The 21832-nt window shown below is 30.7% G+C and carries 23 protein-coding genes and 1 riboswitch; of the genes, 7 read left to right on the forward strand and 16 right to left on the reverse strand.

All coding sequences use genetic code 11. From position 1 onward, the window contains the following. Window positions 1–3: 3 nt before the first annotated feature. From cbiE to CHB67_RS08385, 11 genes are all read right to left on the reverse strand, one after another. Window positions 4–1200: a precorrin-6y C5,15-methyltransferase (decarboxylating) subunit CbiE gene (gene cbiE, locus CHB67_RS08335; protein WP_089381305.1), complete on the reverse strand. Its 1197-nt coding sequence runs from the start codon at window positions 1198–1200 to the stop codon at window positions 4–6. 2 nt (window positions 1201–1202) lie between these two features. Beyond that, a complete protein-coding gene (gene bluB, locus CHB67_RS08340; protein WP_089381306.1) occupies window positions 1203–1841 on the reverse strand; it encodes a 5,6-dimethylbenzimidazole synthase in 639 nt (212 codons plus the stop codon). A 10-nt stretch (window positions 1842–1851) separates the two neighbouring features. Beyond that, on the reverse strand, window positions 1852–3228 hold the full coding sequence (cobJ, locus tag CHB67_RS08345) for a precorrin-3B C(17)-methyltransferase (protein ID WP_089381307.1): 1377 nt from the start codon (window positions 3226–3228) through the stop codon (window positions 1852–1854). After that, window positions 3225–3929 carry a precorrin-2 C(20)-methyltransferase gene (gene cobI / locus CHB67_RS08350; RefSeq protein ID WP_089381308.1) on the reverse strand — a complete coding sequence of 235 codons (705 nt, stop codon included), beginning with the start codon at window positions 3927–3929 and terminating at the stop codon, window positions 3225–3227. The genes cobJ and cobI overlap by 4 nt, the downstream gene beginning before the upstream one ends. Window positions 3930–3953: 24 nt before the next feature. Beyond that, complete coding sequence (locus CHB67_RS08355; protein WP_245813470.1) at window positions 3954–4886, reverse strand: sirohydrochlorin chelatase; 933 nt, start codon at window positions 4884–4886, stop codon at window positions 3954–3956. Window positions 4887–4888: 2 nt separating this feature from the next. Beyond that, window positions 4889–6436 carry a uroporphyrinogen-III C-methyltransferase gene (gene cobA / locus CHB67_RS08360; RefSeq protein WP_176461241.1) on the reverse strand — a complete coding sequence of 516 codons (1548 nt, stop codon included), beginning with the start codon at window positions 6434–6436 and terminating at the stop codon, window positions 4889–4891. 195 nt (window positions 6437–6631) lie between these two features. After that, entirely contained in the window at window positions 6632–7255 is a 624-nt protein-coding gene (locus CHB67_RS08365; RefSeq protein ID WP_089381311.1) for a (2Fe-2S) ferredoxin domain-containing protein, read from the reverse strand. 201 nt (window positions 7256–7456) lie between these two features. Then, window positions 7457–7651, reverse strand: a riboswitch (cobalamin riboswitch). A 49-nt stretch (window positions 7652–7700) separates the two neighbouring features. Then, window positions 7701–8246 (reverse strand): AAA family ATPase, encoded by a 546-nt coding sequence (locus CHB67_RS08370; RefSeq protein ID WP_089381312.1) that lies wholly within the window; start codon window positions 8244–8246, stop codon window positions 7701–7703. Continuing rightward, on the reverse strand, window positions 8234–9169 hold the full coding sequence (gene cbiB / locus CHB67_RS08375) for an adenosylcobinamide-phosphate synthase CbiB (protein ID WP_089381313.1): 936 nt from the start codon (window positions 9167–9169) through the stop codon (window positions 8234–8236). Before cbiB ends, CHB67_RS08370 begins: the two co-directional genes overlap by 13 nt. Next, window positions 9160–10173: a pyridoxal phosphate-dependent aminotransferase gene (locus CHB67_RS08380; protein ID WP_089381314.1), complete on the reverse strand. Its 1014-nt coding sequence runs from the start codon at window positions 10171–10173 to the stop codon at window positions 9160–9162. Before CHB67_RS08380 ends, cbiB begins: the two co-directional genes overlap by 10 nt. Continuing rightward, on the reverse strand, window positions 10170–11630 hold the full coding sequence (locus CHB67_RS08385) for a cobyric acid synthase (RefSeq protein WP_089381315.1): 1461 nt from the start codon (window positions 11628–11630) through the stop codon (window positions 10170–10172). Before CHB67_RS08385 ends, CHB67_RS08380 begins: the two co-directional genes overlap by 4 nt. Before the next feature lie 711 nt (window positions 11631–12341). Between CHB67_RS08385 and CHB67_RS17030 the strand changes: the two genes are divergently transcribed. Continuing rightward, complete coding sequence (locus tag CHB67_RS17030; RefSeq protein WP_141119696.1) at window positions 12342–12506, forward strand: Lacal_2735 family protein; 165 nt, start codon at window positions 12342–12344, stop codon at window positions 12504–12506. 3 nt (window positions 12507–12509) lie between these two features. After that, entirely contained in the window at window positions 12510–12914 is a 405-nt protein-coding gene (locus CHB67_RS08390; RefSeq protein ID WP_089381316.1) for a DUF2452 domain-containing protein, read from the forward strand. Between the two features lie 332 nt (window positions 12915–13246). Here the strand turns inward: CHB67_RS08390 and CHB67_RS08395 are convergent, their stop codons facing one another. Further along, complete coding sequence (locus CHB67_RS08395) at window positions 13247–14653, reverse strand: trypsin-like peptidase domain-containing protein (RefSeq protein ID WP_089381317.1); 1407 nt, start codon at window positions 14651–14653, stop codon at window positions 13247–13249. Window positions 14654–14816: 163 nt separating this feature from the next. Between CHB67_RS08395 and dapF the strand changes: the two genes are divergently transcribed. The 4 genes from dapF (at window position 14817) to CHB67_RS08415 (ending at window position 17977) form a co-directional block, all read left to right on the forward strand. Continuing rightward, window positions 14817–15596, forward strand: a complete 780-nt coding sequence (dapF, locus tag CHB67_RS08400; protein ID WP_089381318.1) for a diaminopimelate epimerase — start codon at window positions 14817–14819, stop codon at window positions 15594–15596. Beyond that, window positions 15596–16117 (forward strand): GNAT family N-acetyltransferase, encoded by a 522-nt coding sequence (locus CHB67_RS08405; RefSeq protein ID WP_089381319.1) that lies wholly within the window; start codon window positions 15596–15598, stop codon window positions 16115–16117. Before dapF ends, CHB67_RS08405 begins: the two co-directional genes overlap by 1 nt. Before the next feature lies 1 nt (window position 16118). Continuing rightward, window positions 16119–17153 carry an endolytic transglycosylase MltG gene (gene mltG, locus CHB67_RS08410; protein ID WP_089381320.1) on the forward strand — a complete coding sequence of 345 codons (1035 nt, stop codon included), beginning with the start codon at window positions 16119–16121 and terminating at the stop codon, window positions 17151–17153. A gap of 206 nt (window positions 17154–17359) precedes the next feature. Continuing rightward, window positions 17360–17977, forward strand: coding sequence for a peptidoglycan-binding protein LysM (locus tag CHB67_RS08415; RefSeq protein WP_089381321.1), 618 nt, complete (start codon window positions 17360–17362; stop codon window positions 17975–17977). Between the two features lie 51 nt (window positions 17978–18028). On the opposite strand, the gene CHB67_RS08420 is transcribed toward CHB67_RS08415, so the two are convergent. Genes CHB67_RS08420 through dnaA form a run of 3 tightly spaced genes read right to left on the reverse strand, consistent with a single transcriptional unit; the run spans window position 18029 to window position 20635 of the window. Next, window positions 18029–18745: an SAM-dependent methyltransferase gene (locus CHB67_RS08420; protein WP_089381322.1), complete on the reverse strand. Its 717-nt coding sequence runs from the start codon at window positions 18743–18745 to the stop codon at window positions 18029–18031. Further along, the gene (locus CHB67_RS08425) at window positions 18738–19199 is read right to left on the reverse strand and encodes a low molecular weight protein-tyrosine-phosphatase (RefSeq protein WP_089381323.1); all 462 of its coding nucleotides are present in this window, start codon (window positions 19197–19199) and stop codon (window positions 18738–18740) included. The genes CHB67_RS08420 and CHB67_RS08425 overlap by 8 nt, the downstream gene beginning before the upstream one ends. A 5-nt stretch (window positions 19200–19204) precedes the next feature. Then, a complete protein-coding gene (gene dnaA / locus CHB67_RS08430; RefSeq protein WP_089381324.1) occupies window positions 19205–20635 on the reverse strand; it encodes a chromosomal replication initiator protein DnaA in 1431 nt (476 codons plus the stop codon). Window positions 20636–20802: 167 nt separating this feature from the next. Here dnaA and CHB67_RS08435 point away from each other — a divergent pair, with 167 nt between their 5' ends. Next, entirely contained in the window at window positions 20803–21207 is a 405-nt protein-coding gene (locus tag CHB67_RS08435) for an acyl-CoA thioesterase (RefSeq protein ID WP_089381325.1), read from the forward strand. Here CHB67_RS08435 and CHB67_RS08440 read toward each other — a convergent pair. Further along, the gene (locus CHB67_RS08440) at window positions 21197–21814 is read right to left on the reverse strand and encodes an IMPACT family protein (RefSeq protein WP_089381326.1); all 618 of its coding nucleotides are present in this window, start codon (window positions 21812–21814) and stop codon (window positions 21197–21199) included. The genes CHB67_RS08435 and CHB67_RS08440 overlap by 11 nt on opposite strands. Window positions 21815–21832: the final 18 nt, after the last annotated feature.

A 21832-nucleotide genomic window follows, 5' to 3' on the forward strand; every position in this document is an offset into this window, starting at 1 on the left:
TTTCTAATTTTTCACTGCTGCGTGAATTGTAATTTTATTGTGTTGATTTAACTGAATACTTGTGCTATCAATAGCATAATCAAGTGCTGTCAGCTCATTTACAAAGGTTGTACTAGTTGTTTCTTTTACTGCGTTGGTTACAAATCTTGTTGAAGGATTTAACTGATATATTTTATGAATCATTTCTTTCAATCTATTTCCGTGACCACCTATAAAAACAACATCTGGAGTTGGATATTCTGACAAGTCTAAATCGAAAAAATCATCGATTACCACGTTAATTCCCGGCGTTGAAAATCGTTCTTTATTCAACTGAATAATTGCGCTACATTCCTCTCTTTTTTCAAAAGCGGTAATATCCAAATGCGGAAAATGTTTTTTTGCTTCAATAGATACAGAGCCAGTACACGCTCCAATATCCCAGAAAACAGCTGTGTTTTTTAATTGTAAAGCGTTTAAAGTACTCAACCGAATAGGCATTTTGGTAATCATATTCAATCTGTTCGGAAGTGGAATAAAATCTGCATCTGGAATTCCAAAAGAACTATTTTTCACAAATTTCCGCTCCAATAGTACACAGTTTAAATTTTGATGATTTAACAACTGGCATTCCTTTAAACTATAAGTGTTAATTTTTTCATCATCACCATCTAATTCTTCTCCTACTGTAATATTATAATTATCAAAACCATATTTTAACAAACGTGCTGCAATAGCTGCAGGCGTTTTTTTGTTATCGGTTAAAACTCCAATCAAAGGCTCTTCATGAATTAAAGCAATATCTAACGCTGACCAAACTCTACCGTGAACAGATACTGAACGCAATAAACTATAATCAATCATTGTTTTTTGACATAACCGTTGAATACTATTGAAATATGGAAATGATTTGATACTAGCTTCTGGCATATACCTTTTTAATGTGTTTCCAAACCCATAAAAGAAAGGGTCACCTGAAGCAAAAATCATAATTGGTTTATGCGCATCACCGTATTTTAATAAAACGGAATCCATTCTTCCAGATATTTCTATCCAAGTATGTTGTTTTGGCAACATTGATTTCACGAGTTCGTAATGCCTTTTTCCGCCAGAAAAAACCTTGGTACTTTGTATTAAAAACAAAATGGCATCATTTATAATTGGTTTGGAATGATTGCCAATACCAACCAAATAAAATTCTATATGTTGTCTTTTACTCATTGTTAATAGTGATTGTAAATTAAAACTTCGTCAATAGTTTTTCTTTTTTCCCATTTTAATTTCTCCAACTCAGGATTTTCATAAAAAAAATCTACGTGTCCTAAACATAAATAACCTATCAATTCTCGGTCTTCTGGTGCATTTAAAATAGTTTTAACTTTATTTGGGTTCAAAATACTAACCCAACCAAGCCCCACACCTAATGCTCTTGCCATTAACCACATATTTTGTATAGCGCAAACCACACTAAATACTCCAGCCTCTTTCATAGAAGTTTGTCCTAAAACTGGATGCTCTTTAGGCTTATAGAATACTGCTATATTTAAAGCCGATTCTGAAATTCCTTCTAATTTCAATTGGGTATAAGCATCTCCTTTTTTTCCTTCAAATAAATCAGCCGCTTTTTCATTTTCTTCAAAAAAGCTTTGCTTAATTTTAGTTCTAATGGCAGCATCTTTTACCACAACAAATTCCCAAGGCTGAGAAAATCCAACAGAAGGCGCATTTACACCCGCAAACAATATTTTTTCAAGATCTTCTTTTGAAATATCTTTATCTATAAACCTGTTTCCTCTAACATCTCTTCTGGAAAGAATGATGTTTTCTAAAGTTTCTATGTCTTCTGAAGTAAATTTGTTCATTGGAATTTGTTTATGATTCGAAGTAAGTTGAAGCTTCTTCTAATGTGTAAGCCGCATTTACAATTGCTGCTGCTACATTACTTCCTCCTCTATTTCCTTCAATAAGTACCCAATCGGTATCTTTTACCTGTGATAATTGTTCTTTAGACTCAATTACATTTACAAATCCTACGGGTGCTCCAATAACTCCCGTTGGTTTAAAACCGTTATTATTTCTAATCTGATCTGTAATTTCCATTAAAGCAGTTGGTGCATTTCCAATAACGTACAATGCGTTTGGATGCAATTCAATGGCTTTTCTAATTCCTGCCTGAGAACGTGTAATATTTTCTTTTACGGCTAATTTCTGTGCATCTTCATCATTTAAATAGCAATGGATACTTGTTCCATATTGTTCACTAAAAGCTTTCGTAATTCCAGCTTTTACCATAGTTACATCAGTGATAATTTCACCTCCGCTTTTAAGGTAGTTATGTAAGGTTGAAATTGCATTTTCAGTAGATTTATAAAACTGGTGATCGTCTAAAACTCCTGTGGTATGAATTACACGTGTAATTGCCCATTTATCATTATTAGCGTAGTCTAAATCTTGAATATGATTTGTAACTATTCTAAAGCTTTCTTGCTGAATTTCTTTTCCTGTATGTGGTTTTCTATTTAAGTATCCACGAGGCGTTACCAAATAGTTTTTAAATTGAAATGTTTGAGAGTTCCCAATCATTACCAAACTAAACATATCTACATCTTCTGGGTTGAATTCTCCAAGCGTAGTAATTTTAATATTTTCATCTGGACGTGTCACTTGTTTTACAATAGCTACGGGTGTTGAAGCGCTTCTTTCTTCTAAAAATATTTTTTGTAATCTACCTAACTGCCAGTGTCTTTTTATACTTTTTGGATTGTATAAACTTGTTACAAAATCTCCCATTGCAGCTGCTCTAATTCTTTTTTCAATCACATTCCAAGGTGTCATTAAATCTGACAATGAAATACAACAGAAATCATGACCTAGTGGTGCTCCTAATTTACTTCCTGAGGCTAAAAATGCTGAAATACCTGGTAAGGTTTCTAATTCAAGGTTTTCAATATCTCGTTTAGCAACCATTTCGTAAACAATTGCTGCCATTGAATAAATACTGGCATCACCAGAACCAATTACAACAACATATTTACCTTCTTTTGCCTTTTCAATTGCTTTTTCTGCACGCGCTTCTTCCTTTCCTAAAGGCATTGAGATTAACTCTGCATCTTCTCTGAAAAACTCTTTTCCAAATTGAAAATAGTAATCATACCCAATAACAACATCAGCTAATGCCAACGCATTTTTTACTAATGGCAACATATAATTTTTATCTCCTGGTCCAAGACCTGCTACTGTAATTTTCATTTTTTGATAGTTATTAAAGAGAAATATGGAATATCTCTTTTGTTAATTTCTTCTAAATTAGAAGCTATAAATTGATTTTTTGTTCCTAATTTTTCAGAATAATTAACGAAATAATTCCCCTTGGAAAGCACCTTATTAACCACACCCATTGCCGATTTAATTTTCATTAAAACAACAGTATCAAAATATGTTAAAGCTTCTTCTAATTCTGCCTCAGTTTGTACTCTTGGTAAAATAATAAGCTTTTCATTTTGTAAACATAAAGGTGCTAAATGTTCTGAAGCGGCTAATGCATATGAAGTAATTCCAGGGATTAATTCTACATTGAAATTTTCTTTTTTAATTTTCTCTAACAAATATGAAAAAGAGCTAAACGTATTTACATCTCCTTCACTTACAATGGCTATTTTCAAGCCTTTTTTATAATCCTCCTTAATTTGTTCAAAAGTTAAATCGTATAATTTACTTACTTTAACTCGTGCCAAATCCATTTCTAAATAGAACCCTTCAAATTTAGTTGCATCTAATTTATAATGCTCTAAAATACTTAGTGAGTAACTTGATTTCACTCCGCTTTTAAACAAAGATCCAGGGTAGTAAATTTTATCTGCTTCTTGTAAAACTTTTAATCCTTTTAAGGTAATTAAATCAGGATCTCCTGGTCCTAATGAAACTCCATAAATAATTGATTTTGTATTCATTTATTCTTTTTTTATTGGAATTGATTAAATTCCTAAAATATTTTTTAATGTTTTTGAAATACTTTTTTTAGCACCTACTTTTTCATCTTCTTCAAACAAAATTCCTTTCACATTTAAATGGTGACCTATTTGTTCTTTTCCTATTTCCTCTTCAAACCCAACAATTTGCTTACGGTATTTACAAACTTGGCAATTCATATTTCCCGTTCCATTAATTGCCTCATCTAAGCGTTCATCAAAAGCTTTTAAAATCAGCTCATCTTTTCCAAAAGGTTTTGTTGATATATAGGTATTTGTGGTTGTTTCGTTAAAATCTTCAACAGCTTTATAAATACGTTCTAACAAAATTCCTGTAAAAAAGAAAAATGGAATTACATAGGTTCTTTTAAAACCTAATTTCTCAACAAACTCCATTGATTCTTTAACACTTGGATACGCCGTACCGCTATACCCAACGGTAGCAAAACCAAATCCCATTCCTTCCCAAAGCATACTACATAATTTGTGTACATCTGAATTTGCATCAGGATCAGTGGTTCCTCTTCCTACCACAATTAAAGCCGTTTCTTTTCTTGGTATTGCTGGTAATTCTTGTTCTTTTTCTAAAATAATTTTCTGAGATAAATCCAATAAAAAAGTACTAACACCTAAATGTTTCCCCATTTTTATAGTTAAATCTGAATGGTAAGATTGTAACGTATTTAACTCATACGGAATGTCATTTTTGGCATGAGAACCTGCAAAAAGTATAATTGGTAACGCATAAATTTCACGAATCCCTTTTTCATACATACGCTCTACTGCAGCTTCATATAAAGGATGATTGAATTCTAAAAAACCATAATCAACTTCATAATCAGCATACCTTGCCTTCAAAACATCAACCATTTCTTTAAATGCAGTAGTACCCGTTTTGGTTCTACTACCGTGACCACATAATAAAATTCCTTTTTTCATAATTATTGAATTGGTTCAACTCCTATTAAAAACACTACTGGCATTGGTAATGGATTTTCTTTTATAGCTGCTTCTATTTCTCCTAATGTTGAACTTAGCAACAGTTTATTTGCTCGAGATACATTGGAAATAGCATTGATTGGAATGTTTGGATTTCCAGTAACTTCAATTAATTTTGGAATTAATTTATCTAAACTTTTTAACCCCATATATAAAGCCAATGAATTACCTGCCTTTAATAAAGATGCAATACCCTTTAGCTGATCAAATGAATAATCGGCTGTATGTGCTGTACAAATTAAAACTGCGTTAGATTTTTTACGTTCGGTAATTGGAATATTGCAATAACTTGCAGCAGCTAACGCCGCCGAAATACCTGGCACAACATTAAATGGTATTTTTTCTTTGGTTAAATAACGAGCTTCCTCACCTGCTCTTCCATAAATATATGGATCACCTGATTTTATACGAACAACCTTTTTTCCTAAATAATAATATTTATGAAATAACATATTGATATTATCTTGACGCTCCATTTGACAGAATTTATCTCCAAATTTTCGTCCTACATAAACTCTTTCCGCAGTTGTATTTATATCTAAAATTTCTTCACTAATTAAGTTATCGTGTAATATAATTTCAGCATCTTTTATTAATTCATACGCTTGAAGTGTTAATAGTTTAATATTTCCTGGACCTGCGCCTATGATAGAAACCGTACCTTCAGACTCACTTTTGAAAATTTGTTCAGGATTGTCAAATTTGTATGTAAAATTCAACAGCTCTTTAGATTTAGAGTTATCAATTATTTTCTTTTCTGAAATTTTTTCTGAAGCCTCAAAAACAGGTTGATCTAATTCTAAAATTTTAGCTGCATTTTTATAATAATTTGCTCTTACTGGATGTTTTGAAGCGCAACCATTGATAATTTCGCCAAAACAATCTTGTTCAATTATAGCATTTATAAGACCTATACAATCTTCTCTGTGAATTAAATTCACCTGAGCTGAAGCATTTTTTAAGACTCTTTTCCCTGCTAAAAATTTCCCTGGATGTCTGTCAGGACCAATTAATCCTGCTAAACGTAAAATTGTTGCGTTTTCACCAAAATGATTTTGAATTACTTTTTCAGCTGCCAAAACGGCAACACCCGATTCTTTCACTGGAATAGCTTCAATACTTTCAGAAATAGGAATAGCACTAGCACCATAAACAGCCGTAGTACTTACAAAAATCACTTTTACATTCTTTGGCGTTTTATTTGCAATTTGTGCTATTATACTTGGATAAATAGTTAATATATTTTCTATTCTTCTTGGAGGAATATTGATAACTAAATATGCTGTATCTTCAATAAAACTATCCCAATCTCCTATAATTTTAGTTGGTAAAACTTCAATCCTACTAACATAAAAAGGATGCTTTGCTAATTCTTTTGATTTAGCAATTGATGATGTACTTCCTGTAATTAAATTTCCTTTTTGATGCAGATTTATGGCTAATGATTCTCCTAACCATCCAACACCAAGTATTGCTATTTTCTTAGACATTTGTTTCATTTATATGAGGTTCTAAAATTCCTCCCAATTGAATATTTAAACAATAATTCCAAATTGTATTTTTTGTTGAATCCAATTTAATTATTGCGACTGTTTCTCCTATTTTATTTTTAAATCCTATGCCTTTAGCGCCATTACTTGTCAACCTAAAATATTCTGTACTCGTTATTTTTTGTTGTACCAGTTCTATAGGTTCCTTTTTGGAACAAAACCTATAATTAAATGGATGCTTTTGTTATTTATAAATTCTAGATTTATTGCATAAACATCTTCATATCGCACTGCAACCAAATCTTTAAAATCAAATAATTCACCATTATTTAATTGTAACGTAGCGCCACTTTTTGTTTGAAAAAGAAATAGAAATAACGGAAATAAATATTGATCTGAACTAAATCCTTTTGTAATACAACACATCCCCAAATCCACATCATTTTTCTGCTGAAAACCATTTGGTTGTATTGGTTTTATTTCTTTTTCAGAAATTACTTTACCCCAATTATTTTGATACAATAAATAAGGGGTTACCCCCTTTTGTTCATTGACATGAGATGCTATAATTTCTTGAATTTTAGAAGCTGTTAAGTTTTTATACCAATAGTTTCCAGATTGCACAATACAGGTTGGAGCATCTTCGCACCTACCGTTACATCTAGTTTTAATGGTGTGGGTTTTATTCCAAAGGTTATTATTTCTTATATAGGCTCTTGCATTTCTAGTTACAATTTCGCCTCCTGCCTTTTGACAAGAATCTCCATCACAAAAGAAAAAAGTAGTAGTAGTAGTTGCTGTTGCTAAGTTTTTACCCATTACTTAATAAATTAAGATGGATAGTAGCTATTAGAAAAACTATTTTTAGCGCAAAAAATACTCCGTTTATTGCATAAAATAGTTTAAAAAAAATTGATTTTTTCATTCTACTTTTGTTTCATCAAGAATAAAACAAAGAGTAAGAACTAAACCTATAGGTAGTTTTCAAACACTTCAACTTTTACTCCCGAAAGTTTTGTATATAAATTTTGCTTTTTGGCAGGTTTTCTGACTTACTCTACTTTTAACGTCTTCCCATCAAAATATTGACAGTGACATAGTGTTAAAAGCTTTTTTAGAGCTTACAGCTGCGGGTACAGTTCTCGATTTAAACGAGATTCCCTTTTTAATTCCATTTCTTTTACAAAACAAGAAACCAAAAGCGAGGCAAATGTAAATATTAATACAATCTAAACCTAAGATAAAATATTAATTTATCTTAAATTCAACAGTAAATGTCTTTTAAATTATTTATGATAAAATCAACTCTTAACTGTACAGAAGTAAAAGGCAAATACACAATTTTGAAATTATGATTTTTGTAGTATGCTATCAATTTATTGGATAATGACCATTGATACTCAAAAGATTCAGGCCGTTGAGGATCCTTTATATAAATATGAGACCACGGCAATGCAAAAAACACTACGGGGTGATAATATTGATTGAAATCAAAGTTTTTTAGATCCTCAAATATGGGTTTGTCAGCAAATTCTAAATATGCCATCGTATCAATTAAACTTCTGTCACAAAATAAACTTTCAGGTTGCTTTTTAAATCGAATCAATGTTTCATCAAATACCAACCTTGCAAATCGTTCCATATTTCCCCAAGGCATTCCGTTATTTCCTGAATTTTGTTCTGCAATAATTATGTCTCTAGAAACTTCATTTAAACATTGAATTCCTTTTTCTTCTAAGGCATTTATCAATGTCGATTTCCCAGATCCTGGAGCCCCCGATATAATATATTTTTTTTTTATTTCAGCCATAAAAAAACAAGTACTGAAACAATTACAAATACTATACTAGATGCATAATTTATGTTGGCCACCTTATTAATTTCTTGATGTTGAATTAATCGATTGTTAGTGCCTATAAAAGGCTTTTTATAAATTTTACCACCATAAAAATTTGGCCCTCCAAATTGACAGTTTATCACATAGGCTAATGCTGCTTCTGGATAACCCGCATTTGGGCTGCTATGTTTTTTTCCTTCTTTAAAAACAAAGAAAACACCTTTAATTTTAAACTGAACTACTAAAATTAAAATAGCTGTAATTCTTGATGGAATATAATTTACAACATCATCTAAAATTGCTGCAAACTTACCAAATTGCTCGTAACGGTCATTTTTGTAACCAATCATAGAGTCTAAAGTATTGATCATTTTATACGCCATAATTCCTGGCACACCAAAACAAACAAAATAAAACAACGGCGCAATAATACCATCACTTAAATTCTCAGACATTGTTTCTAAAGTGGCTATTCTAATTTGTTGCTCATTCAATGCTGAAGTATCTCTACCAACTATCCACGATAATCTTTTTCTGCCAGCTTCTAACCCTTCGTTATTTAACACATTAAAAACAGCTTTACCTTCAATCACTAATGTTTTATTTGCTAAACAGTAAAATAACATTAATATTGAGAAAGCAATTTCAACCATATGATAATTGTTATTTCTCAAAAAATTAATAAAGAAAAAAGGCAATAGAAAAACACTTCCAACCAAAACGATGGTTAGCAACATTCCTTTTATAAATTGAGAAGCTCCTTTATTTAATTGTTTTTCTCCTGATGAAATTAAATTTCCATACCCAACAATTAAATGCGGTAACAATTTGGGGTCACCAACTAAAAGATCCAATAAAAACCCTGAAACTAATATATAAACGAATGTTAATTCCATTCTTTTAAGGCTTTTATCAATACTGAATTTTCTATTGAAGATTGCACTGCTAAACGAATACACTCTCCTTTTAATCCGGTAAAATTAGTAGCATTTCGGACTAAAATTTGATGATTTTCAATCAAATACTTCTTTAATTCAGAAGCTGTTCCTTTTTGAAGTTCAACCAAAAAATAGGTGGTATAACCCTCCATCACATTTAAATAAGGAATGCTATTTACTTGAGTTTTAAAAACAGCTGTTTCCGCTAATAGCTCATCAATATCAAACGTTAACTTTTTATAATTATTAAATATAAACACACCCGAAGCAATCGCCAAACTATTGACGCTCCAAGGCATTTTTAACGCAAATAAATTATGGATAACTATTGAATTTGATATTACATATCCCAAACGCAAACCTGGCATTGCAAATGTTTTTGTTAAAGAACGTACTATTGAAATATTTGAATAGGTACGTATCAAAGGCAATACAGAATTTACAGCATTTGTAAATTCATAATACGCTTCATCTATTATAAAATGTGCATTTGGAAAAGATTTTAGTAAACTTTCAATTTCTTCAAAGTTTAAAATTTTTCCATCAGGATTATTAGGATTACATATAAAAACCAAGTTATCTTCATAATTAGTTTCAAAAATCTCTTCTCTTGAAATAAAACGATGTGCTAACTTGTTAATTTTACAAGCATCTTCATATTCGGCAAAAGTAGGCCCAACAATTATAGCTTTTTTATGTTGAAAACACTGTGCTATTAAATAGAAGGCTTCCGTTGCTCCATTAGAAAACAAAAACTGATCTTCATCTAAATCAAAATGTTTGGCAGCCAACACGTTTAATTCTTTAGCTGCAGGTGAAGGATAATTTTGGATTTGAACTACCTTGCTTTCCAACTCTTTTAACAATAAAGAAGAACAACCTTTATAATATACATTTGAACTGAAATTGTATTTTATGCCACCCTTAAATTGATGCAAATCATCACCGTGTCCATTTATCATGCTACTATAGTTGTTTGAGCGTATATTTTTTCAATATCAAGACAATCTCTTAATAAATCTGCTAGCTTATCAAAATTTTCATTTTTAAATGCTTCGTAGTTTTTCACTTCATTTTTAGACACACTTCCTAATAAATCATCAATCACCACTTGATTATCAAAAATCCCGTGCATATAAGATCCCCAGCAATTATCATTCAATAAATAACCTTCTTTAGTATCATTAATTTGAAGTAATGGTGATGGTTTATTAGTTACAGACGTTCCCATATGAATTTCATAACCTCTGCATTTTTCTTCATAGTTTTTAAACTTGAATTCACGCTGAATAGTGGTTTTTTCTTTTGTTAATGCTGTTTTTAAAGGTAATATTCCTAAACCAGGAATAATGGTAGCATCGCTTTCTACACCAAAAGGATCACTCACTTCTTCCCCCATCATTTGATAACCACCACAAATACCTATCACTTTTTTACCTACATCAAATGCTTTTAATACCACTTTTGCAATACAATCTGTACGTAAAAATTGTAAGTCGGCAATAGTGTTCTTAGTTCCTGGAAGTATAATGATATCTGCCTTCTCTATTTCTTCAGCACTTTTTGAATAAAACAAATTAACACGCTCATCACGTTCCAATAAATTAAAATCGGTGTAATTTGAAATATGTGGTAATAAAACAACCGCAATATTAATTTTTTCTGTAGAAGCCATTTCATTTTTCTGACTTAAAGCAACAGAATCTTCATCTTCAATATAAATATCCGATGCATAAGGCACTACTCCAATAACGGGAATACCTGTTAGCTCTTCAATCTTGTCTCTACCAGTTTCAAATAAATTAATATCACCTCTAAACTTATTTATAATAATTCCTTTAATTAAATCTCGCTCCCATTTTTCCAACAATTCAATGGTTCCGTAAACACTTGCAAAAACACCACCTTTATCAATATCTGCAATTAAATAAACGGAGGCTTTGGCATATTGTGCCATTCTCATATTTACAATATCTCTATGCTTTAGGTTTAATTCAGAAATACTTCCTGCGCCTTCTAGTACAATTGGATGGTATTCAGCAGCCAAAGAATCGAACGCGTTTTTAGCCTCATTAAATAAATTCTCTTTATTATTCCCTAAAAAATATTCGTTTGCTGTTTGGTTTCCAATAGGCTTACCGTGCAATATTATTTGTGAAGATTTATGTGAAGTTGGTTTCAACAATACAGGATTCATATTGCTTTTACAAGGAATACCACAAGCATCAGCCTGCACTGCTTGTGCTCTACCAATCTCTAAACCCTCAGGAGTTACAAAACTGTTCAGCGACATATTTTGCGCTTTAAAAGGTGCTGGATGATAGCCATCTTGTTTTAAAACTCTGCAAAATCCTGCTGTAATAATACTTTTTCCAACATCTGATCCTGTACCAACAAACATTATGGGGCTTTTCTTCATAAAACACTTTTCTAATAAGTCGCCAAATATACAAATGAAAAAACTATAAATTATTATAGTTTAATGTAATTTGAAATGATAATTTATTCTCCCCTATTTCTAATGGATATTTTTACAAATATTTAGATTTTGGACTAATTCATTTTAAAATGATATTCCTATAAATAATAATGTAATACATTTATTTTTTTAAACTATATTGCATTAAATATTTGTATAATTACAAAGCTAAAACAACGCCATAGAAAAAATGATATTGTAACGCATCTTTAATTTTGATATGTTTAAAATAAACTCTTCTTAGTTTATAAAGATCTATCTACTTTAGATTGTTCTCCGCTACTTTTTAGTAACTCCTTATAATAGTTGATAATCACTTTAGCGAATTAATTATTAAAATATACCGTTTTATCAACGTGTCAATGAAAATATTCTTTAAAACTTCTTACGCTTCCTAAATCAAAAGAAAACCAATAATCAGATAGAGATACTATGTTTGTATCCATCATTATTTGTAGTGAAAAACATTTAATAATTTACATGAATAAATTTAAATATAGATAAAAAAGCTAATCTAAATTCTTTTATTCTTGGAGTAGATTACAAAATAAATAAAAATTTACCATTATTTGTTTAACTTTTTGAGTTTTAAATTAAACATTTTTATATCTTTACTTATAAATATAAAAAAACAACCTAAATTCTACTAATATGTTTGGACTATTTAAAAAGAAGTCAGAAAAAGATAAATTATACGAGCAATATAAAAAGCTTACAAAAGAAGCACATAGCCTCTCTTCTAATAATAGAAAACTGAGTGATCAAAAAGTTTATGAAGCCGAGGAGATTATGAAAAAGTTAGAAAATCTAAATTAACAAATGAGCGATAAAAAGAAACCCGATAGTATTGTTTTTAATATTGAATCGCAAAAATATGACGCTTCTTTAAAACCATATGCAACCAATGTTGGCGCACCAGTAATTACAAGTACTGACACTGCAGCTTGGAAAAACAGAAGCATTCATAAATTAAACCATCAAATACATTCAAGGTTTGAAGAGATAAAAAAGCAGTACGAACAACTAATCCAAGAATTTGAATTTAACAACGTCATATACAATGCAAAATTTAATTTTGAACCCATTACAGGTAAAACCTATCATTTGTATAAAAGAGCTAATGGTGAAAACTTTTTATCAATTATAGCTCAAGATCAATGTAATTTTAATTTCCAAGGAAGTTTTCGTTTAAATACTTATCAATCATGGGAAAAAGTAATTTAATTACACAATTAAAAAAATTATAGAAATACAATTAGATTACATCATAGAAACACCTTAGGAATACTATATACTTTTTGAAATTATAGCATTGTATATTAAAATGCCAAAAAAGTAAAAATCACAACTGAACTCCTAAAGTTCATTTAAAAACAATTTGATTTTTCAATATACAAATCTATAGAAAAATCAAATCATTCTTATAACATCCGAAGAATGAGCAGACATCGTTTAAATTGTTGCCACTTTAACAACTCCTAATTCTGAATTTATTTTAGGTTTACGAAAACATAAGTTTTCTTTCAAAAACCCACTTATTGTTTTTAAAAACTATTTTACCTAAAAATATAACGCTCTAACTCACCATCTAAATTAAGCATCTCAATACGCAACACATCGTTACCTGATTTGTTTGAAATCATATCAACAACATCATCAACCGTTGTTACCTTTTTATTATTAATGGCAGTAATTACAAAGCCTTTTTTAACACCATAATACATCAACTCTTGGTTAGTAATATCTTCGACTCTCACTCCATTTTCAATGTTCAGTTTCTTCAATTCACTAGCATTTAAATTTTTCAATTCCATACCTAAAGAAGAAACACTACTCATTTCATTTTTACTTAAAGTTACATTCGAAATATACTTTTTCCCATCTCTTAAATAAGAAACGTTTACCACATCACCTGGGCGCTTTGTTCTAATAAACCCCGTTAAATCGGCATAAGTTGAAATTTTAACACCATCCATTTGAATGATAATATCATTCCCTTTTAACCCAGCTTTTTCAGCACCAGAACCTTCCGTAACGTCTGAAATATAAAAACCTTCAGTAGTATCAATATCTAAGTTTTCAGCTACTTTATTGTTCAACTCACCTCCTTTTACTCCTAAAATTGCTTTTTGAACATTTCCATACTCCATTAAATCCTCAATCACTTTTTTAGTAATGTTTGAAGGTACCGCAAAAGAATAACCAACAAACGATCCTGTTTGAGAAGAAATAGCGGTATTAATTCCAATTAACTCCCCTCTAGTATTCACCAAAGCACCTCCACTATTTCCTGGGTTTACAGCTGCATCAGTTTGAATAAAAGAATCGGTTACTTTACCGTTTCCATGCAAGTCACGCCCCTTAGCACTAATTATTCCAGCAGTTACTGTTGATGTTAAGTTGTAGGGATTTCCAACAGCTAACACCCACTCACCAACTTTAACTGCATCTGAATTTCCGAAGGTAATATAAGGAAGTTCATCTGTTTTAACTTTTAACAACGCAATATCGTTGGTTGGATCAGCACCTATTAATTCAGCTTTCAATACTTTTTTATTATTCAAGGTTACTTCAATTTCTGAAGCCCCTTTAATAACATGGTTATTTGTAACTATGTACCCGTCTGATGAAATAATTACACCACTTCCTGTTCCAACTTGTGAATATTGCTTGGTTCCGTTTCCTTGACCATAGAAAAATTCCCTGTATGGATCTCTAACTGTTTTATATGAAGTGTTCTTTACATGCACTACAGTATTCAATGTTTTTTCGGCTGTTACCGTAAAATCTGTGTTTTCAACAGCATTCACCGTATTTAAATAATTTGCTTGAACAGTGGCAGGTTGAGCCTTAACTTGTTTTTCATAAACTATTGGAGCCTCTTCAATAAATAATTTATAAGTGCCTAATGTTAAAGCACCTCCAATTGCAGAAAACAATACAATACTTAAAAATTTTTTCATTTTTGATTGATTTTTGTAAATTATAACTCAAATTTAAATCTTTATTATATTCAAAAAAATGCTTTAACGCTATGTTAACGCTCATTTAACGGATTTTAACATTTTACATTTCTTACAGAATTTTTAGCAAAAAAACTTAGTTGAATTTAGTACATTTGTACTCATGAAACTACATTTTTACAAATATCAGGGAACCGGAAACGATTTTGTTATGATTGATAATCGTTCATTATTTTTCCCGAAAGATGACGTTCAATTAATAAATAAACTTTGCGATCGCAGGTTTGGCATTGGTGCTGATGGCTTAATTTTATTAGAACCATCTAAAACTGCAGATTTTACAATGGTCTACTATAATGCTGATGGAAACGAAGGCAGTATGTGTGGAAATGGTGGTCGCTGCTTAGTTGCTTTTGCAAACCAACTTGAGGTGATTAAGAACGAAACTACTTTTGATGCTGTTGACGGATTACACTATGCAACCATAAATAATGGTATTGTAAGCTTGAAAATGATTGACGTTTATGAAATTAGCACTCAAAATACTGACCTATTTTTAAACACAGGCTCTCCACATCATATTCAGTTTAGTAATAATGTTGCTGCTATTAATGTAAAAGAATTAGGTGCCAAAATTAGATATGGCGCTCCTTATTTTGAAGAAGGAACTAATGTGAATTTTGCTGAGCAAGTTTCTGAAAACGCTTTCAAAGTAAGAACCTATGAACGTGGTGTTGAAGATGAAACTTTAGCTTGTGGAACTGGTGTTACAGCGGTTGCTATTGCAGCTAACAGCGCTAATAAAACTTCAAAAAATACCATACAACTTGAAGTATTGGGTGGAAACTTAGAAGTTTCATTTGACAAAAGTGAAAATATCTACACGAATGTGTTTTTAAAAGGTCCTGCTCAATTTGTTTTTGAAGGAGATATTCAAATTTAATGGCTACATTACTTGGTAAACATATAAGCTTAAGAGCATTAGAACCTGAAGATTTAAATTTTTTGTTTTCTATTGAAAACGACGAATCTTTTTGGGAAATTAGCAATACTCAGTTGCCATTTTCAAAATATATTCTTAAAAATTATATTGAAAACGCACATCAAGATATATATGAAGCCAAACAATATCGCTTTGTAATTTGCAACACCGCAAACACTCCTGTTGGAATGATTGATTTGTTTGAATTTGAACCTCAGCATAGCAGAGTTGGGATTGGCTTATTAGTACTTCCTAATTATCAAAGAAAAGGTTATGCTTCAGAAGCATTAGAACTTGTAATTGAGTATGCTTTTACACGTTTAAATGCGCATCAACTATTTGCCAATATCACTCAAGATAATAATAAAAGTATTGCCTTATTTGAAAAATTCAATTTTAAAATCGCCGGAACTAAAAAAGATTGGATATTTTTTAATAATGGCTATAAAAATGAATTATTATACCAATTAATTAAACATTAACATGAGTTTAAAAAAGTTAATTCTATTCATAAGTGGCCTACTTATTATAATTGCAGGTGTATCTGCTTTTAATTTTTACACTAAAATATACAAACCGAATACGGTAAAAGAAGGCTATTTATACATTCCTACAGGTAGTAGTTTTAATGAAGTCGAAAATTTAACACGACCATTTTTAAAAAGGGTGAAACCATTTATTTGGGTTGCCACTAAAAAAAACTACCCAAACACGATTAAACCGGGGAAATATTTTATTTCAGAAGGAATGAATAACAACGATTTGGTAAATTTATTACGAAGTGGAAAACAAACTCCTGTAAAATTATCATTCAACAATCAAGATACTTTTGAAAAACTTGCCGGAAGAATTGCTGAACAAATTGAAGCTGATTCAATTTCACTGCTAAAAGTCTTTAAAAATTCAGAATTTACAACAAAAAAAGGTTTTAATTCTAAAACCAGTATTGGCATGTACATTCCTAATACCTATCAATTTTATTGGAATACTTCTGCTGAAGCTTTTCAACAAAAAATGGAAAAGGAATATCAACGATTTTGGAATGAAAGTAGAATTAATAAAGCTAAAAAATTAAAATTAACTAAAAATCAGGTAATTACCTTAGCATCCATAGTTCAAAAAGAAACAGCTCTTGTAAAAGAAAGACCAATTGTTGCTGGATTATATTTAAATAGATATTACGATAAATGGCCATTACAAGCCGATCCTACCATAATTTTTGCATTGAAACAACAATACGGATCTGACACCGTAATTAAGCGTGTTTTAACAAAGGATTTGACTATAGATTCTCCTTACAACACTTATAAAAATAGTGGTTTACCTCCAGGGCCGATTGCTATGCCTGACATCTCTTCAATAGACGCTGTATTAAACCCAACCAAGCATAAATACTACTACATGTGCGCCAGTATAACTAACATTGGTCAGCACGAATTTGCAAAAAATTTAGCGCAACACAACAGAAATGCCGCCAAGTATCAAAAATGGTTAAGCAAGCAAGGTGTTAACAGGTAAAAACCCTTAACCTCAAACGTTTTCACACCACTTTATTTTAAATATTTTTCACACTTATAAATAAATTCATTATTTTTATACAACAAAAATTAACTTTTACTAATGATTTACTAAATTAAATTATTTTTTACAAAAAACTTGTTTATATTAAAAAATAGTCTAATTTTGCACCCCGAAATTTACTAGGTATTTAAAACCTTTAAATTATGAGAAAAACAATCATATTTTTAAGTTTAATTATTTTAGTTATTTTTATTTCTGGATTTTCAGAAATTAAATTAATAACTAATAACACAACAAACTTAACGGCTAGCTTAAGCTACGTTCCTACCGAAACAGAAAGCATTGAACCTATTTTCCAGATTCCTTTTGTAGGCAATTCATTTAATGGATTTAGAGAAGCGCTTGCATTTAAAGAATCACAAGGTAAATATAATGCTGTTAACACTCTTGGGTATTTAGGAAAATACCAATTCGGAAGAAGCACATTAGAAAGATTCAACATTTACAACACTAAAACATTCTTAGAAAGTCCTGAATTACAGGAAGATGCTTTTATAGCATTATGCTCTGTTAATAAATGGATTTTAAGAAAAGACATCAAGCGAAAAGTAGGTAAAAAAATCAACGGAACTGAAATTACTGAGTCAGGTATATTAGCTGCAGCTCATTTAGCGGGCGCTGGTAACGTTAAAAAATATTTACGAAGTAATGGAAGTTCTCAATTTAAAGACGCCTACGGGAGCTCAATACAACATTACATTAAAAAATTCTCAGGTTACGACACTTCATTTATTGAAGCAAATCAAAAACCAGTATTATAATTTTCGAATTATTGTGAAAATAAAAAACTCAAACTTTTCAGTTTGAGTTTTTTATTCTTTATGAATTACAAAAATAGTTGGTCTTTTATGCAAGTCTGGATGCTCTTTATCCCACTCTTTAATGGTCAACGTTTTAATATATTCATCTTTCAGAGTAATATCACAAGCTATACAAAGTTTTGTTGACGAGCTTAATGCATTTTTTAAATCTGCAAACATTTTTTCATTCCTGTACGGAGTTTCAATAAATATTTGAGATTGTTTTTTTTCTTTAGATAAACGCTCTAAATCTTTAATTGCTTTTTTTCTTTCAGCAGCATCAATAGGTAAATACCCATTGAATGCGAAATTTTGACCATTAAACCCAGAAGCCATCATAGCCAAAACAATTGATGAAGGTCCAACCATAGGAACTACTCTAATTCCTTTTTCGTGCGCCAACTTTACAACATCAGCGCCAGGATCTGCAATAGCAGGTACTCCAGCCTCAGAAAGCAATCCCACTGAAATGCCTTGCTCACAAACATCTAAATAAGTTTGCACTTCAACCTCTTCTACATATTTATCTAGTTTGTATAAAACCAAAGAAGGTTGCGACTTTTTAGGTGTAATTTTTTTTATAAATCTTCGTGCTGTTTTTTCATTCTCAACAACAAAATGATTTAACTCTTCAATGATTTTTTTTACTGAATACGGAAGCACTTCTAAAGGTTCATTATCACCTAAAGTTGTAGGAATTAAATATAATTTACCTTTTTGATTATTCATTTGAATTAATTTTTTTTGAAATCACATCGCAAGCTTCATCCAACATATTGTAAACATTCTTAAACCCAAATTCACCTCCGTAATATGGATCTGGAACATCTAAATCTTCACCAGGAAAAACTTCATTTAAAATTAAGCTAACTTTTGCTTTATCCTCTTCATTTCGAGCCAACTCAATAACATCTCTATAATTTGATTGATCCATCACATAAATCAAATCGAAATTATCAAAATCTTTCACTATAAATTTTCGAGCTTGTTGATTTGTAATATCAATTCCATGTACCGAAGCTACTGAAATAGATCTTTTATCAGGTTTTGCACCTATATGATACCCACCTGTACCAGCTGAATCAATAAAAGTTTTGTGAGAAAAAACTTTAGATCTTAAAATACCTTCAGCTAATGGCGATCGGCAAATGTTCCCCAAGCAAACCATTAATACTTTAGTCATTGTAATTAAAATGTAAGTTTTTTAGTAATATCGTCTACGTATTTTCTAAACTGCTTATCAGTCTCCGTTAAATTATCAACTGTTTTACAAGCATGCAGTACCGTTGCGTGATCTCTTTTTCCAATTTGAGAACCAATACTTGCCAATGAAGCTTTGGTCATTCTTTTAGCAAAGTACATTGCCAACTGACGCGCTTGAACAATATGACGTTTACGCGTTTTAGATTGTAAAGTTGCTACATCTAATTCAAAATAGTTAGAAACAATTTTTTGAATGTAATCTATAGAAACTTCTCTTTTGGTGTTTTTTACAAATTTATCTACAATTTGTCTGGTTAAAGATAAGGTAAACTCTTTTCTATTGAATGAAGCTTGTGCAATCATTGAGATTAAAACACCTTCTAACTCTCTAACGTTCGATTTAATATGTTTTGCAATATATTCTACAATTTCATCTGGCATTTCTACACCATCTCTGTACAATTTATTTTGCAAGATAGAAACTCGTGTTTCATAGTCAGGTGCTTGTAACTCAGCAGACAATCCCCACTTAAATCTTGAAAGCAATCGTTGTTCAATATCCTGCATATCAACAGGAGCTTTATCTGAAGTTAAAATAACCTGCTTCCCATTTTGGTGCAAGTGATTAAAAATATGGAAAAATACATCTTGAGTTCCTGTCTTACCAGATAAGAATTGAACATCATCAATAATTAACACATCAATCATTTGATAAAAATGAATAAAATCATTTCTAGTATTTCCTTTTACAGAATCAATGTATTGTTGTGTAAACTTTTCAGAAGAAATATATAAAACTGTTTTGTCTGGATACTTATCTTTAATTTCAACCCCTATCGCATGCGCAATGTGTGTTTTACCTAAACCAACACCTCCATAAATTAACAATGGATTAAACGATGTTCCTCCAGGCTTATTAGCCACTGCCAAACCAGCAGAACGCCCTAACCTATTTGAGTCACCTTCAACAAAACTTGCGAAATTATAATTAGGGTTTAATTGAGATTCAACTTTAACTTTCTGAATCCCAGGAATGATAAACGGATTTTTTAACTCTCGTTTATTCAAATCTAAGGGAGCGTTTACTCCTTGACTAGAATGAATTGGGTTTCTATTAGAACTTGGAATTTTCACAGTATGCGGATTGCTACTACTGTAATTATTTTCCATTCTCACATCATAAATCAACTTTGCATCAGCACCCAATTGTTTTACCAAAGCAACTCTTAATAACTTAATGTAATGCTCTTCTAACCATTCATAAAAAAACTTACTTGGCACCTGAATTGTTAAAGCTTCACCAGATAATTTTATAGGCTTAATAGGTTCAAACCATGTTTTGTACGCTTGTTGCTTGATATTATCCTCTATAAAAGATAAACACTCACCCCAAACTGATGATGCAGTTTTCGTCATTGGTACTAAAAAAGTATTAAAAAGTTAATAATTAATTGATTACATTAGAGCAATTCTTGTCATTCTTTGGCTGTACAAAAATGTGAATATTTTTCATCATAAAAAAATAAAATATCTATTGATTATTAATTTTTTTTTGCGTAAATAACACTTCATAAATATACAAAATGATATCAGATAAAATACAATTTAGAGTGAGATATGGTGAAACCGACCAAATGAGTTATGCTTATCACGGAAATTATGCGGCCTATTTTGAAATGGGAAGAACTGAATGGCTAAGAAAACTAGGGGTTTCGTACAGAAGTATGGAAGAAAATGGCATTATGTTACCTGTAATTAATCTAAATACAAATTACTTAAAACCTGCAAAATATGATGATATTTTAACCCTCAAAACTACTTTAGCAAAAAAACCAACAGCAAGAATAGAATTTGAGTTTGAAATTCACAATGAAAATAACGAATTGTTAACAACTGCAACTGCAACTTTGGTGTTTGTAAACATGAAAACGAACCGACCAACTCGTATTCCAGAAGACTTGTTAAATAAAATAAACTTTAAGAAGTAACTTTTTTAATTTTTAAACAGCGTAAGTCTAAAAACAATTGATGGATTTTTGCTGCATTTTTTTTTCGAACAGCAATTAAAAAATCACAATTGAGTTCCATTTTTTGATCTAATAGAATTAAGGACTGCTCTTTTACAATTCGCATTACCTTATTCATGTGTTGGTATTCAAAAATTATTTGAAAATAAACATCAATTGTTTTTTCGACAACTATAACTTCCTCTAAAATTAATTTAGTAGATGTTTTGTACGCGTTAATTAAACCACCAACACCTAGTTTAGTTCCCCCAAAATAACGTACAACAACCACTAAAACGTTTGTTAAATCAAAAGATAAAATTTGCCCGTAAATTGGTTGACCTGCAGAATTACTAGGTTCTCCATCATCATTTGCACGATAACGCATATCTTCTACTCCAATTCTATAAGCATAACACCAATGCCTTGCAGTATGGTGTTTTTTCTTCAATGCATCAATATGTAATTTTACTTCTTCTTCAGAAGTAACTGGGAATACATACCCAATAAATTTGCTTCCTTTATCTTTAAAAAGAGCGTCTCCACCAGCAATATCAATTGTTTTGTATGTATCTTTTTCTAAATCCATAAATAAATATTAAATAGA

The sequence above is a fragment of the Lutibacter agarilyticus genome, assembly GCF_900188235.1.
In the GTDB taxonomy this organism is placed as follows: Bacteria; Bacteroidota; Bacteroidia; order Flavobacteriales; family Flavobacteriaceae; genus Lutibacter; species Lutibacter agarilyticus.

What these genes read in the sequence shown, in the direction of transcription:
- mltG (WP_089381320.1), top strand. Translation starts at nt 16,119, where the DNA reads ATGAGTTTAAAAAAGTTAATTCTATTCATAAGTGGCCTACTTATTATA.
- CHB67_RS08390 (WP_089381316.1), top strand. Translation starts at nt 12,510, where the DNA reads ATGAGCGATAAAAAGAAACCCGATAGTATTGTTTTTAATATTGAATCG.
- CHB67_RS08425 (WP_089381323.1), bottom strand. Translation starts at nt 19,199, where the DNA reads ATGACTAAAGTATTAATGGTTTGCTTGGGGAACATTTGCCGATCGCCA.
- CHB67_RS17030 (WP_141119696.1), top strand. Translation starts at nt 12,342, where the DNA reads ATGTTTGGACTATTTAAAAAGAAGTCAGAAAAAGATAAATTATACGAG.
- CHB67_RS08355 (WP_245813470.1), bottom strand. Translation starts at nt 4,886, where the DNA reads ATGAAAAAAGGAATTTTATTATGTGGTCACGGTAGTAGAACCAAAACG.
- CHB67_RS08395 (WP_089381317.1), bottom strand. Translation starts at nt 14,653, where the DNA reads ATGAAAAAATTTTTAAGTATTGTATTGTTTTCTGCAATTGGAGGTGCT.
- cbiB (WP_089381313.1), bottom strand. Translation starts at nt 9,169, where the DNA reads ATGGAATTAACATTCGTTTATATATTAGTTTCAGGGTTTTTATTGGAT.
- cbiE (WP_089381305.1), bottom strand. Translation starts at nt 1,200, where the DNA reads ATGAGTAAAAGACAACATATAGAATTTTATTTGGTTGGTATTGGCAAT.
- bluB (WP_089381306.1), bottom strand. Translation starts at nt 1,841, where the DNA reads ATGAACAAATTTACTTCAGAAGACATAGAAACTTTAGAAAACATCATT.
- CHB67_RS08385 (WP_089381315.1), bottom strand. Translation starts at nt 11,630, where the DNA reads ATGAAGAAAAGCCCCATAATGTTTGTTGGTACAGGATCAGATGTTGGA.
- dnaA (WP_089381324.1), bottom strand. Translation starts at nt 20,635, where the DNA reads ATGACGAAAACTGCATCATCAGTTTGGGGTGAGTGTTTATCTTTTATA.
- CHB67_RS08440 (WP_089381326.1), bottom strand. Translation starts at nt 21,814, where the DNA reads ATGGATTTAGAAAAAGATACATACAAAACAATTGATATTGCTGGTGGA.
- CHB67_RS08380 (WP_089381314.1), bottom strand. Translation starts at nt 10,173, where the DNA reads ATGATAAATGGACACGGTGATGATTTGCATCAATTTAAGGGTGGCATA.
- CHB67_RS08420 (WP_089381322.1), bottom strand. Translation starts at nt 18,745, where the DNA reads ATGAATAATCAAAAAGGTAAATTATATTTAATTCCTACAACTTTAGGT.
- CHB67_RS08435 (WP_089381325.1), top strand. Translation starts at nt 20,803, where the DNA reads ATGATATCAGATAAAATACAATTTAGAGTGAGATATGGTGAAACCGAC.
- cobJ (WP_089381307.1), bottom strand. Translation starts at nt 3,228, where the DNA reads ATGAAAATTACAGTAGCAGGTCTTGGACCAGGAGATAAAAATTATATG.
- dapF (WP_089381318.1), top strand. Translation starts at nt 14,817, where the DNA reads ATGAAACTACATTTTTACAAATATCAGGGAACCGGAAACGATTTTGTT.
- CHB67_RS08370 (WP_089381312.1), bottom strand. Translation starts at nt 8,246, where the DNA reads ATGGCTGAAATAAAAAAAAAATATATTATATCGGGGGCTCCAGGATCT.
- CHB67_RS08365 (WP_089381311.1), bottom strand. Translation starts at nt 7,255, where the DNA reads ATGGGTAAAAACTTAGCAACAGCAACTACTACTACTACTTTTTTCTTT.
- cobA (WP_176461241.1), bottom strand. Translation starts at nt 6,436, where the DNA reads ATGTCTAAGAAAATAGCAATACTTGGTGTTGGATGGTTAGGAGAATCA.
- cobI (WP_089381308.1), bottom strand. Translation starts at nt 3,929, where the DNA reads ATGAATACAAAATCAATTATTTATGGAGTTTCATTAGGACCAGGAGAT.
- CHB67_RS08405 (WP_089381319.1), top strand. Translation starts at nt 15,596, where the DNA reads ATGGCTACATTACTTGGTAAACATATAAGCTTAAGAGCATTAGAACCT.
- CHB67_RS08415 (WP_089381321.1), top strand. Translation starts at nt 17,360, where the DNA reads ATGAGAAAAACAATCATATTTTTAAGTTTAATTATTTTAGTTATTTTT.